11 protein-coding genes are annotated in these 12,815 nt (G+C 69.3%); 4 read left to right on the top strand and 7 right to left on the bottom strand.

What is annotated here, in order from left to right:
• The first annotated feature begins 20 nt into the window (after nucleotides 1–20).
• Nucleotides 21–2,420 carry a DEAD/DEAH box helicase gene (locus tag ABD658_RS08585; protein ID WP_344685715.1) on the top strand — a complete coding sequence of 800 codons (2,400 nt, stop codon included), beginning with the start codon at nucleotides 21–23 and terminating at the stop codon, nucleotides 2,418–2,420.
• A 125-nt stretch (nucleotides 2,421–2,545) separates the two neighbouring features.
• Here ABD658_RS08585 and ABD658_RS08580 read toward each other — a convergent pair whose 3' ends face one another.
• The 7 genes from ABD658_RS08580 to ABD658_RS08550 all read right to left on the bottom strand — a co-directional run bounded on the left by ABD658_RS08580 (nucleotide 2,546) and on the right by ABD658_RS08550 (nucleotide 11,037).
• The gene (locus ABD658_RS08580; RefSeq protein WP_344685717.1) at nucleotides 2,546–4,789 is read right to left on the bottom strand and encodes a fibronectin type III domain-containing protein; all 2,244 of its coding nucleotides are present in this window, start codon (nucleotides 4,787–4,789) and stop codon (nucleotides 2,546–2,548) included.
• 328 nt (nucleotides 4,790–5,117) lie between these two features.
• A complete protein-coding gene (locus ABD658_RS08575) occupies nucleotides 5,118–5,717 on the bottom strand; it encodes a methionine ABC transporter permease (protein ID WP_083277214.1) in 600 nt (199 codons plus the stop codon).
• A gap of 74 nt (nucleotides 5,718–5,791) precedes the next feature.
• Entirely contained in the window at nucleotides 5,792–6,835 is a 1,044-nt protein-coding gene (locus tag ABD658_RS08570) for a methionine ABC transporter ATP-binding protein (protein WP_344685720.1), read from the bottom strand.
• Nucleotides 6,832–7,800, bottom strand: a complete 969-nt coding sequence (locus tag ABD658_RS08565; protein WP_344685722.1) for a MetQ/NlpA family ABC transporter substrate-binding protein — start codon at nucleotides 7,798–7,800, stop codon at nucleotides 6,832–6,834. Before ABD658_RS08565 ends, ABD658_RS08570 begins: the two co-directional genes overlap by 4 nt.
• Before the next feature lie 569 nt (nucleotides 7,801–8,369).
• Nucleotides 8,370–9,230: a MetQ/NlpA family ABC transporter substrate-binding protein gene (locus ABD658_RS08560; protein ID WP_070158485.1), complete on the bottom strand. Its 861-nt coding sequence runs from the start codon at nucleotides 9,228–9,230 to the stop codon at nucleotides 8,370–8,372.
• Between the two features lie 41 nt (nucleotides 9,231–9,271).
• Nucleotides 9,272–9,979: a methionine ABC transporter permease gene (locus ABD658_RS08555; RefSeq protein WP_425574499.1), complete on the bottom strand. Its 708-nt coding sequence runs from the start codon at nucleotides 9,977–9,979 to the stop codon at nucleotides 9,272–9,274.
• 2 nt (nucleotides 9,980–9,981) lie between these two features.
• Nucleotides 9,982–11,037, bottom strand: a complete 1,056-nt coding sequence (locus ABD658_RS08550) for a methionine ABC transporter ATP-binding protein (protein ID WP_344685751.1) — start codon at nucleotides 11,035–11,037, stop codon at nucleotides 9,982–9,984.
• A 635-nt stretch (nucleotides 11,038–11,672) separates the two neighbouring features.
• Here ABD658_RS08550 and ABD658_RS08545 point away from each other — a divergent pair.
• From ABD658_RS08545 to ABD658_RS08535, 3 genes are read left to right on the top strand one after another with little or no spacing between them, the layout of a single operon-like run.
• Nucleotides 11,673–11,909 carry a DUF4244 domain-containing protein gene (locus tag ABD658_RS08545; protein ID WP_083277212.1) on the top strand — a complete coding sequence of 79 codons (237 nt, stop codon included), beginning with the start codon at nucleotides 11,673–11,675 and terminating at the stop codon, nucleotides 11,907–11,909.
• A gap of 23 nt (nucleotides 11,910–11,932) precedes the next feature.
• Complete coding sequence (locus tag ABD658_RS08540; protein WP_344685754.1) at nucleotides 11,933–12,367, top strand: TadE family type IV pilus minor pilin; 435 nt, start codon at nucleotides 11,933–11,935, stop codon at nucleotides 12,365–12,367.
• Nucleotides 12,364–12,774, top strand: a complete 411-nt coding sequence (locus ABD658_RS08535) for an Rv3654c family TadE-like protein (RefSeq protein WP_344685756.1) — start codon at nucleotides 12,364–12,366, stop codon at nucleotides 12,772–12,774. The genes ABD658_RS08540 and ABD658_RS08535 overlap by 4 nt, the downstream gene beginning before the upstream one ends.
• Nucleotides 12,775–12,815: the final 41 nt, after the last annotated feature.

Below are 12,815 nucleotides of genomic sequence, written 5' to 3'. Positions count from 1 at the left end.
GGGCGAGTACCCTGGACGGGATGACCCGCCCCGCCTCCGACCCCGCTGACGACGTCGCCGAGGACCCCTCCGCCGCACTCACGCTGCTGCGCCGCGCCGGACTGCCCGCCACGGTCAGCGACGAGGGCCCGCTGCGCCACGTCCGCACCCTGGAGGCCCGCACCGCCCGCACCGCGCCCTGGCCCGAGTGGGTTCCGGAGCCGCTGGCGCAGGGCTACGCCGGCGTCGGCATCGGACAGCTCTACACGCATCAGGTCGACGCCGCCGAGGCCCTGCGGGCCGGACGGCACACGATCCTGGCCACCGGCACCGCCTCCGGCAAGTCCCTGGGCACCCAGCTGCCCGGTCTGGCCGCCGTGCTCGCCGAGGGCGGCACCGTCCTCTACCTCTCCCCCACCAAGGCCCTGGCCGCCGACCAGCTCGACGCGCTCACCGAGCTCGCCCGCCAGGTGGACCACGCCCTGGCCGACAGCGAGACGCACACCGCCGACGGCGGGATCCGCGCCGCCTCCTATGACGGCGACACCGACCCCGAGGAGCGCCGCTGGGTGCGTCAGCACGCCAACGTGGTGCTCACCAACCCGGACATGCTCAACGTGGGCATCCTGCCCAACCACCGGGCCTGGGCCCGCTTCCTGGCCCGCCTGCGACTGGTCATCATCGATGAGGCGCACAGCTGTCGCGGCATCTTCGGCTCCCACGTGGCCCTGCTGCTGCGCCGGCTGCGCCGCGTGGTGGCCCACTACCGCCGGGGCGCCGAGCCCGTCTTCGCCGCAGCGTCGGCGACCAGCGGCGATCCGGCGTCGTCGTTCTCCCGCCTCATCGGGGTTCCCGCCGAGGAGGTCACCGCTGTCACCGAGGACGGCTCGCCCCACGGAGCCGTGGACGTCTACCTGTGGGAGTCCACGCTCTCCGAACACACCGGCGACGGCGGCGCCCCGCTGAAACGCAGCCTCACCGTGGAGGCCGCCGACATCCTCACCGACCTCATGGTGGCCGGGCACCGGACGCTGGCGTTCATCAAGTCCCGGCGCGGCGCCGAGACCATCGCCCGGATCGCCGCCGACAACCTGGCCGAGATCGACACCGACCTGCTGGGACGCGTGGCCGCCTACCGATCCGGGTACCTGAAGGAGGAGCGGCGCACCCTGGAGGACGCGCTGCGCGACGGCCGGCTCCTCGGCGTCGCCTCCACCCCTGCATTGGAGCTGGGCATCGACATCTCAGGTCTGGACGCGGTGATCATCGCGGGCTGGCCCGGCACGCGAGCCTCCTTCTTCCAGCAGCTGGGACGCGCCGGGCGCTCCGGGCAGCGCGGGGCCGCATTCTTCATCGCCGGGGACGATCCGCTGGACTCCTACCTGTTGGAGCACCCGGAGGCGATCTTCTCCGCGAAGGTGGAGGACGCCGTCATCGACCCCTCCAACCCGCATGTGGCCGCCCCGCACCTGCTGGCCGCCGCGCAGGAGCTGCCGCTGACCCTGGACGATGTCGAGCTGTTCGAACCCGGCCGATGGCTGATCGACACGCTCACAGAGCAGGGACATCTGCGACGCCGACCGCGCGGCTGGTTCTTCGCCCACGACGACGCCTCCGCCGCCGACTGGGTGCGCCTGCGCTCCGACGGCGGCGGGCCGTACACGATCGTCGACGCCGAGGACGGTTCGGTGATCGGTGACATGGGAGCCGCCCAGGCTCAGCCTCAGGCGCACCCCGGAGCCGTGTACGTGCACCAGGGCCGGACGTTCATCGTGGAGGACCTGGCCGCCGACGACGGCGTGGTGCTGGTCTCCCGGGCGAACCCGCCGTACTACACCCAGGCCCGAGAGACGACGTCGATCGAGGTGCTCGAGACCTCCGCCTCTCAGGCGTGGGACCGGTTCGGCCTGCATCTCGGACAGGTGGAGGTGACCTCCGCCGTCGTCGGATTCCAGCGCAAGGCGCTGGGCACCTCCGAGGTGCTCTCCGACGAGCCGCTGGACCTGCCGCCGTCGCGCCTGCAGACCCAGGCGGTGTGGATCACCGCGCCCGAGACCGCGCTGGCGGCCGCCGGGGTGGTGCCCGAGCAGGTCCCCGGGGCGCTGCACGCCGCCGAGCACGCGATGATCGGGCTGCTGCCGCTCATCGCCTCCTCCGACCGCTGGGACATCGGCGGGGTCTCCACCGCGCTGCACGCCGACACCGAGCAGCCCACGATCTTCGTCTACGACGGGCACCCCGGCGGCGCCGGGTTCGCCGAGCGCGGGCATACGGCAGTGCGGGAGTGGATCGCCGCGACCGCGCAGACCATCCGCGGCTGCGGCTGCGAGACCGGGTGTCCTTCCTGCGTGCAGTCCCCCAAATGCGGGAACCGGAACGCGCCGCTGGAGAAGATCGCCGCGCTGCATCTCCTGGAGGCGCTGCTGGAGGCGGCTCCGTAGAGGCTGCGCGACCCGGGTCGGCTCCGGCAGACACGTCTGTCCCCGTCGTCATCGTCTTTCCCCACCGGGTTTCACGGGACTGACGAAGACGACGGGGACAGACCGCGCGTCGGAGGGGGCTCAGCTCACTCGCAGAGGTTGAGCTCCGAGTCGATCAGCGTGATGTTCTCCGCGGTGATGTTCTCTCCGCACGGGCTCTCGTTGATGGCCGTGTCTTCTAGAGTGAGGTTCGCGAACCGGATGTCCGAGGTGTTGGCGAACTCGCTGCGCGCCGAGATGCGCAGGTCGCCCGGCCCCGAGACGTAGCCCTCCTCACTGGCCACTGTGATGTTGTGGCAGTTCTCGATCAGCATGGCGTTGGACCCGGTGTCGCGGATCTCCAGGGTCTCGATCTCCACGCCGCCGGACTCGGAGACGCAGAAGAATCCGCGGCCGCCACCGTCGGCGATCAGCTCCCCGACACGGATGTTGGTGGGGTACTCGCCGTCTATCTGCCCGTTGCGGTTCGCCGTCCGGAAGGTGGCGTAGCCGGTGCCGGCCGCCGCGCCGTCGCCGACGATCCGCTCGATGTCGGCGTTGACCGTGTCATTGAGCAGCAGGCCGGCATGCCCGGTGTCCACCGCGGTGACGGTGCCGATGGTCAGCCCGTCCACCCCGTAGGTCTCCACGCCGTGGGTCTGCGTGCCGGAGACATAGACGTCGTCGATGGTGATGTCACGGGCCTCACGCACCGAGTCGTCGTCGCGGCTGTCGATCCGCATCCCGTGCCCGCCGGAGAGCCGCAGGTCCATCTGCCCGAAGTGCACGTCCGAGGAGGTGCGCAGGTACACACCGAAGTTCGGGCTGCCGGTGAGGGACAGGAACGGCACGGCGACATCCTCGGCGTGACGGATCCGCACCACGCCGGTGTGGTCCTCATAGCTGAAGTTCGACTCATTGCCGGCCACGTGGATGGTGCCGCACACCGAGAAGGAGGTGTGGCTCGGAAGGTCGACCGCGGCGTCGGCCGTCATGGTGCCGGAGCCGCGGACCACCACGGACTCCTGCTCCGTGCGGCCCTCAGTGAGGCTGTCGACGGCGGCCTGCATGGCCTCGACCATCGCGTAGGTCTCCAGCACGGTCTCTCCGTCGTTGGCGGCGCGCCAGGTGTCCCCGTGGCGGGTCACGACGGCGTCGGCGTCGTCAGTGGTGCACTCCTCGAAGGGATTGCCGTTGCCCCCGCGGGCCGTGACCGGAGCCAACAGGGGCTCCGACCGCTCCGAGACGCCGCCGGGGTTGACCGCGAGGACCATGTAGTACCAGTTGTGCTCGGCCTCGCCCTGCGCGGTGTAGGTGGTCTCCGCGGTCTCCGCGATCCGTTCGAAGCCTCGGTCCGCGTTCAGCGAGCGATAGACGTGGTACTCGTCCGCCGCGTCGTCACCGGTCCAGGAGATGGTGGTGCGGGACGGGTTGGCCTTCTCCAGGGTGAGATCCTGCGGCGCGGCCGGAGCGGCGACCTCGGGGTCCACGATCGGGACCGTGTGGACCTCGCTGTGCCCTGATTCGATGCCGGCGGCGCTGGTCTGGGTGACGGCATAGTCATAGGAATAGCCCAGCTCCACGTCCGCATCGGTGAGACTGGCGTCCGTGGTGCTGCCCACCGCCTGGAAGTCCTGCTCGCCGTGGGCGGAGCGATAGAGGGTGTACTCGGCGGCGCCGACCGACTCGTCCCAGGCCAGGGTGGCCGACGGCGGTTCGGTGCTCACCTCGGCGGCCTCCAGCCCGGTGGGCGGGGCCACCTGGGAGATCTCGACGCCGTTGAAACGCCCATCCCCAGAGACCTCCAGCACCAGGGAGCCGTCCGCGACCTCCGTGTAGACACTGTGCTCAGCGTATTCCCCGCTGCCGCGTGGGCTCAGGCTGCCCTGAAACTCCCCCTGGACCGTGAGCTGGGTGTTGTTCGAGGCGATCTCATCACCCGAGATGACGGTGACGTGATACTCCCCGTCGGGGAGATCCACCTGGAACTGCTCGCCTCCGGCCAGGACGAAGTCGCGGCGCATGTCATCCGGCGCGCCACGATCCCGGCAGGCGACCGGGGCGCTGAGCCCGAAGCCGGACTCGGCGTCGTAGAGCGTGGACTCGGTGACCTCGTGATGGCCTTCGGCGACCGGCCCGCCGGCGCAGCCGAAGTCGAAGGCCAGCACCTCGCCCGGCGGGATGCCGTCTTCCGGCTGGATCGTGGACGAGGTGCTGGTGGCGGTGCTCGAGGCGACCCCCAGCGGGGCCAGCAGGGCCAGCGCGGCCGCCGTCGCCCACGTGCTTCGGAGCCCTCCATGGGTCCAGATTCTTCCCAGAGGCCGGGGCCTCGGTGTCGATGCGCTCGACATGCTCAACTCCCTCAGTGAAGCGGTCGGGTGATTCACGTCACGTATTGAAACGTTGCAATGAGCCTATGGAAAGCGCTCGCCAGGTACAACGCAGATGCGCAATGGGTATCACTGAGATAGTCCGTGCACGTCAGAGTCATCGCTGAAGCGCACGAGTGAGGTGGAGCGGGCAGAGGGGCCGGCGCCGTCACGCCCCGTCCTGATCACAGATCCTCCTCAAGATTCTCGGGGTTCTGCGATCAGAACGGGGCGACAGCACCAGACGACGGCGGAGCCCCCGACACAGCAGCACCCCTGCGGCACATGCCGCAGGGGCGCGCCTGGCCCATCAGCGGCGCATGACCTTCCGGGCCGCCCAGTTGCCGATGATCTGCAGCGACTGCACGAAGATGATGACCACGATGACGGCCAACCAGGTCACCTCCGGACGGAACCTGTTGTACCCCTCGACGATCGCGAAATTGCCGATCCCGCCGCCGCCGATGATGCCGGCGAGGGCCGACATGTCGGTCAGGGCGATGATCACGAAGGTGTAGCCCAGGATCAGCGGTCCCAGTGCTTCGGGCAGCATGACCGTCATGATGATGCGTGTCCGCGAGGCTCCCATGGCGCGGGCCGCCTCGATGACACCCGGGTCGATGGAGACCAGGTTCTGCTCCACGATGCGCGCGATCGCGAACGTGGAGGCCCAGATCATCACGAAGATCACGGCATCATTACCGATACCCTTGCCCACCACGGAGATCGTGACCGGCTGGAGCGCCGCGATGAGGATCACGAACGGGATCGGGCGGATGAGGTTGACGACGAAGTTCGTCAGCAGCCACACCGGTCGGTTGGCGAGCAGGCCGCCGTCACGGGTGGTGTACAGCGTCACGCCGATGGCGAGGCCGATGAGACCGGCGAAGACGAAGCTCCACGCCACCATGTAGATGGTGTCCCCGATGGCCTCCAGCAGCGTCGGCCCGTAATAGGACCAGTCCAGGTCGCGGTACGTCTCGATCACGCCACCACCTCCTGGACGGCGCCGGCCGCAGACAGCGCCCCGACGAACTGCTCCACTGCGTCGGACTCACCGGTCAGGGCCAACGTGAGCAGCCCGTAGGCGGCGTCCTTGGTGGTGTTCATTCCCCCGTGGACGATCTCGAAGCCCACCCCATGCTGACCGGCCTGGCCGAGCACACTCCCGACGGCCACCGAGTCCTTCAATGAGACGGTGACGAGCCGCCCCGAGGTGTGCTGCCGGATGCGCAGCACGTCCTCCGGCGACGGTCGATCCTTCAATGCGGCCCCGACGAAGCTGGCCTCCTCCCCGTCACGTGGATTGGAGAAGATGTCATAGACGTGGCCGGATTCCACGATTCTGCCGCGATCCATGACGGCCACCCGGTCCGCAATGGCACGGATGACCTCCATCTCATGCGTGATCGCGACGATGGTGATCCCCAACTCCTCGTTCGCGCGACGCAGCAGAGCGAGGACCTCCGCCGTCGTGGACGGATCCAGGGCCGAGGTCGATTCGTCTGCCAGCAGGATGTCCGGCTTGGCGGCCAATGCTCGGGCGATGCCGACGCGCTGCTTCTGGCCGCCGGAGAGTTCCTCCGGATGTTGGTCAGCCTTGTCGGCCAGGCCGACGAACTCCAGCAGCTCGAACACCCGAGCCTGCCGATCGGCCTTCTTCCATCGAGCCACCTTCAACGGGTAGCCGACGTTGCCGGCCACCGTGCGGGAATGGAAGAGGTTGAACTGCTGGAAGACCATGCCGATCCGGGACCGCACCTTGCTGAGCCGGCCTTCGGACAGTGCAGAGATCTCCTCTCCGAGGACGTGCACCGAACCGGATGTGGGCTTCTCCAGTCCGTTGATCATCCGGATGAGCGTGGACTTCCCCGCCCCAGAGAATCCGATGACGCCATACACCTCGCCACGGTCCACATGCAGAGAGACGTCGTCGACCGCCGTGACGGCCTTCTCCCCCTTCCCGAACCTCCGGGTGACGTGGCGAAACTCGATCAGCGGGTCGGCGCCCGCGGCGCTGCCGCTCATTCGTCCTCGTCCTCGTCGGTCTCTGCGTCCTCGGCGTCGGTCGCGTCACCGCGGAGGAAGTCCTCGTACTCCTGCAGACCAGCTTCGAGCTCCTCGATGCTCGGGTCGGCAGGCACCGAAGTGTCCTCGGAAATCTCGGCCGCCGAGTCCAGGACACGCTGGTCGTGATAGAGGGCAGCGATCTCCCGGAGGGCCTCGTTGTCACGGTCTTCGTCCCGGACCACGAACCCGTTGATGTAGGGGAACGCCTCCGGGTCCTCCGGATCATCAGCGAACAGGGCGGTGTTGGGGTCGATGCCGGCGTCGTTGATGAAGCTGTTGTTGATCACCGAACCCTCCACCGACTGCAGGGCGTTGACGGTCTGCGCGGCGTCGACCGGGTGCACGGAGACGGTGGAGGCGTCCTCGTCGATGTCCGCGGGACGGGGCTCGGGCACGTCGTTCTCCAGGACGACGAGCCCGGCGGCCACCAGCACGTTGATGCCTCGAGCCTGGTTGATCTCGTCATTGGCGATGGCCACGGTGTCCCCGTCCTGGAAGTCCTCCACCGAGTCATACGTCTCGGAGTACAGGGACAGTGGGACGATCTCCGTGCCGCCGATCATGGTGAGATCGTCATCGTTGTTGACGTTGTAGTTGGCCAGGTAGGCGATGTGCTGGAACCAGTTGGCGTCGAGGTCTCCGTTGCTCAATGCCGTGTTGGGGACGTTGTAGTCGTCGAAGTTGACGATCTCCACGTCATAGCCGAGTTCCTCGGCGGCGATGTCGGCCAGGAGCTGGTTGGTCTCGTCCTGGGCGGTCACACCGATGCGGAAGGTCTCGTCGTCGGCTGCGTCGTCACCTCCGCCGAAGACGGTGCAGCCGGTGGCCGTCAGGGCGATGGTGAGGCCCAGCGCGGTCAGAGAGAAGGCGGTCCGACGGGGGCCGGGGACGGTGGAGCCGACAGGTGTGGTGAACGGGATCATGAGCGTGTGCTCCTTCGATGAGCCGGGGTGGAATCTTGCGTGGCTCCTCCAAGGAGCCGGGCCCGTCGGACCTGGCCGGGGCAGGGCGAGGTCTTGGCAGGCGAAGTCCGTGACGGATCGTCAGCGGGACGGAAGGCGCCGTCGTCGCGGCGAGCATCGAGCCCGGGAGAGTTCCTTTCATGCTGCTCTTGCCCCATCCGGTCTGCGACGGCCACTGTGAGGCCGCGGCGCTGAGAGGGGCCGCTTCGTGATCCGAGACCACCCGTGAACATGGGGTTGGCGAGCGACCGCTGGCGGATCATGGAGGGCGGGCGCCCTCCGGTCGCTGCTCGTGAAGCATCTCCACTGTAACCGACCGGCCCTGGAGTGAGTGGAGGTCTGCCGCAGAAGGTCACGGGCCCGGATCGGGCCGCCGGTCGAGCCCAGTGCAGGCCAGCCCCGTAGACGGCGGATGGACGCACGGAGGCCCCCGCACCGGCTGGTGCGGGGGCCTCCGAGATGCGACGTCGGCTCAGCGCAGCGCTGATCCACTCAACGCTGAACCGTTCAGCTCAGTGCGGCTCAGCCGATCAGAACGCCGGGGCGACCTCGCCGTCGGGCCAGGTCTCCTCGATGAACTCACGGACCTCGTCGGAGTGCAGCAGCTCGTCGAGCTTCAGCAGGTTCTCATCCTCCTCGGTGCCCTCACGCACGGCCAGGAAGTTGGCGTACGGGCTGCCCTCGGGGTCCTCCACCAGCAGGCTGTCCTGGGTCGGGGAGAGCCCGATCTCCAGGGCGTTGTTGCCGTTGATCACGGAGGCGTCGACGTCGTCCAGGGTGCGCGCCAGGGAGGCGGCGTCGGCCTCGATGAACTCGAACTCGGACGGGTTGTCCGCGATGTCGTTGATGGTGGCCTCGGCCGGGTCCACGCCGTCGGCGAGGCCGATCAGCCCGGCATCGGCCAGCATCGCCAGGGCCCGGCCCTGGTTGGAGGGGTCGTTGTTCACGCCGATCTGACCGCCCTCAGGCAGGTCCTCGATGCTGTCGTGACGCTCGGAGAACAGCGCGAAGGGCTCCACGTGTACGCCGTCGTAGTGTGCCAGCTCATAGCCCTGGCCCTCCACCTCGGACTCCAGCCACGGCTGGTGCTGGAAGTAGTTCGCGTCCAGCTCCCCGGCGACCAGCGCCGGGTTGGGCTCGGTGTAGTCCTGGTACTCGACGACCTCGAGGTCCAGACCGGCGTCGGCGGCCAGCTCCTCGTCGATGAAGCGCAGGATGTCGCCCTGCGGAACGGGGGTCGCCCCCACGGTGAGGGTGATGGTGCCGTCCTCGTTCTCGGTGCCGACGGCGACCTCGTCGTCGGCGAACAGGCCGCAGCCGGTCAGGGCCAGTGCGGAGACGCCGACGACGGCCGACAGCCGCACCGCGCGGGAGGTGTGCAGAGATGCCATGTGTGTGCCTTTCTGTGTGCGAGCAGTGATGACGAAGCTGGTCAGCGGTGGTCGATCCCGCGGGCGACACGGTCGCCGGCCCATTGGACGACGGCGACGATGATCACCAGCAGGATCACGCAGGCGAGCATCGTGTCGCCCTGGTACCGCTGATAGCCGTAGTTGTAGGCCAGCGCTCCGAGTCCGCCGCCGCCGATCGCGCCGGCCATGGCCGTGTAGCTGATCAGCGCCACCACGGTGACGGTGAAGCCGCCCACGATGCCCGGCAGGCCCTCACGGACCTGCACCTGGCGCATGATGTGCCCCGAGGAGGCGCCCATCATCTTCACGGCCTCCACCTTCCCGGAGGAGACCTCGCGCAGCGCGTTCTCCACCAGGCGCGCGAAGAACGGGATCGCCCCGATGGACAGCGGCACGACGGCGGCCTGCCAGCCCAGCGCCGTGCCCACCATGAACCGGGTGAAGGGGATGAGCGAGATCATCAGCACGATGAACGGGATGGACCGGCCGATGTCCACGACCAGGGAGACCACTCGGTAGACAGGGGCGTTCGGAGAGAGCCCCTTGGGGCCCAGGTTGTGCAGCAGGATGCCCAGCGGCAGACCGAAGATCGCCACGATGACGGCCGTGGCCGCCGTCATGAAGATCGTCTCCAGGACGGCGTCCGGCAGTTGGTTGTGGAAGACGGGGTTGTCCAGGAAACGCCCCGAGGCCAGCGGGGTCGCGGCGGCGAGACCGGATGCGGTGATGCTCACTGGTTCTCCTCCTGCTGCTCGGCGCGGGCGTCGTCCTCTTCATGCGCAGCCCGCTCAGCCTCCACCTCGGCGCCGGTGGTCAGCTCGGCGTGGATGCCGTGGTCACGCAGCATCGCCGCGATCTGCTCGGCCTCGGCGCGGGTGGTCGGCTTGATGTGCAGACGGCCGACCTGACGGCCCTGGATGGTCTCGATGGTGCCGGCTTCGACACGGGCGTCGAGCCCATGGGAGGACAGCAGGGAGAACAGCTGGCCGACGTCGGCCAACTGGCTGCTCTCGGCCATCAGCGCCTCCACCAGGGTGTCGCCGGGCCGCAGCGCCGCCGTCGGAGGAAGAGAGATGAGCTCCTTCGACAGCGGGGAGCCGGTGTCCTGGATGACGTCCAGCAGGGCGCCGGAGCGCTCGATGCGACCCTCGGAGAGCAGGGAGACGGAGTCGCAGATCTCGCGGACCACGGACATCTCATGGGTGATGATGATGACGGTGATGCCCAGCCGGTCCCGCAGCCGGCGGATCAGCTCCAGGATCTGCCGGGTGGTGCCGGAGTCCAGGGCGGAGGTGGGCTCGTCGCACAGCAGCACCCGCGGCTCGGCCGCCAGCGCGCGGGCGATGCCGACGCGCTGGCGCTGCCCGCCGGAGAGCTGGGAGGGGTGGTTGCGACGACGGTCGGTCAGGCCGACCAGCTCCAGCAGCTCCTCGACGCGGCGCTTCCGCTCCTTGGCCGGCACCCCGGCGATCTCCAACGGGTGGGAGATGTTCTTCTCCGCGGTGCGGGAGTCGAGCAGGTTGTGATGCTGGAAGACCATGCCGATGCTGCGGCGCGCCTTCATAAGAGCGCCGCCGCGGGCCTGGCCGAGATCCACGCCGTCCACGCTGATGCTGCCCGAGGTCGCCGGGTCAAGCCCGGTCAGACAGCGGATGAGGGTGGACTTGCCGGCGCCGGAGCGGCCGACGATGCCGTGGATCTCCCCGTCGGGGATGGTGAGGTTCACCGAGTCGAGCGCGGTCACCCCGCCGGGGTAGACCTTGCTGACGTCTGTCAGTTCGATCATGCGGACTCCATGGATTCTGGGTGTGGGCAGGCGCCCTTGTGAGGCGTGGCTCCTGCACGGCGGCCCGGCGCGGGGCCGGGCACAGGTCTGGGCATGGGAGCGTCGCGGGGCGCAGGTCGTGGGCCCTCGGCGGCGCGGGGTGAGATGGAGTGTCAGTGGGGCAGGGCACCTGGCTGTGCCGGCCTCATCGATCCTTTCGTCGCTGCTCTTGCCCGTTCCATCCAGTGCTGGGGACCAGCGAGAACGGGCCGCTTCTGTCGATCCTGACCACCCGTGAACATGGGGTTGGTGAGTGACCTTCGGTGGATCGGTCGGGGCGCGGGCCCCGGGTCACTGCTCGTGAAGCATCCTTCAGCCTAGCGGAGGCTGAAGGATTCCGTCATGTGGGCGGGTGCGCCGTCGTCGCGCGGCGTCACAGATGGCGTGTGGGTCACAGCCCCCGGCCGGGCTCTGGCTCGCACCGTCGGCGGGGTCCGGAGCTCCTCCACAGCTGCACGACGAGACGTGGGACACGCGGGGCTGTCCACAGGGCACGGGCTCGCCCTTCTGCCCCCGTCCCCCGGGGACCAGGATCGAAGGACCGCCCGGCCCCGGGCGGAGCCATCGAACCGCAGGATCTGGAAGGACTGATCACCATGGCGTCACTCACGATGCTCCCCTCACAGGACCGCCCGCCGGCGGGCCGCCGAGACTCCGGCATGGAGGAGCTTCTCCGAGAGCTCCATCAGGAGGAGGACGGTCTCGCCACTGCCGAATACGGCATCGTCATGCTGGCCGCCGTCGGCTTCGCCGGGCTGCTGGTGGCGGTGCTGTCCTCCGGCGAGGTTCGGGAGATGCTCGCCGGCATCGTCCAGCGGGCCCTCACCCTCTGATCAGGCAGCCAGAGGTGCAGCCGATGAGAGTGGAGGACGACGTGGGCCGGCCCAGGAGCCGACCCAGGGGCCGAGCCCCGGGGATCCACGACGACGGCGGTGCGGTGAGCGGGGAGTTCGCGGCCGCGCTCCCAGGCGCCGTCCTGATCCTCACGCTGCTCCTCGGGCTGGGCATGCACGCGGCCGCGCAGGTGACCCTCGAAGAGGGCGCCCGCGCGGCCGCTCGGGAACTGGCCCGGGGTGAGACCGAAGCCTCGGCACGGGAGGCCGTCCAGCGGGTGGCGGGCGAGTCCGTGCAGGTCAGCATCTCCCGCGACGGCGAGCATGCCCGGGTGAGGCTCGTCCGCCCGGTGCGGCTCCTCGGACTCGTGGAGCTCTCCGCTGAGCAGACCGCTGACGCCTCGGCCCGCGTGGAGCAGCCCTCCCTGGGCGGCGGGATCCCGGGTGGGCCGCCATGATCGCCCACCAGGAGGAGCGTGGCTCCGGGACGGTGCTGACCCTGGCGGCGATCGCTGCCCTGATGATGCTCATCGGGGTGGTCCATGTGGTCGGCTCTGCGGCTGTGGCGGCCGCCCAGGCCGCCCGCGGGGCGGATCTCGCGGCGCTCGCGGCGGCTGACGCCGCCCGAGGCCTCACCGCCGGCGACCCGTGCACCGTGGCTGACGACGTCGCCACCCGGAATGGCGTGATGCTGCGGCACTGCGTGATCACCGGAGACCACGACACCGAGGCCGTGGTGGAGGTGGTGGTCCCGGTCCTGCCGACGCTGCTCGGGCCGGGCGCGGAGCCCCCGGGCTCTGCGGGCCGCGGGTGGGAGGCTGTCGGCAGCGCACGAGCCGGCCCACCGGCGGATGCCTGGGGCTGAGGTGATGCGTCCACGGAATGCAGCAGCTGGAACCCGGGGCG

It is taken from the genome of Nesterenkonia aethiopica, assembly GCF_039534665.1.
Taxonomy (GTDB): domain Bacteria; phylum Actinomycetota; class Actinomycetes; order Actinomycetales; family Micrococcaceae; genus Nesterenkonia; species Nesterenkonia aethiopica.
The sequence above is the reverse complement of the archived record's forward strand: the minus strand, read 5'-3'. Positions and strand labels throughout refer to the sequence as shown.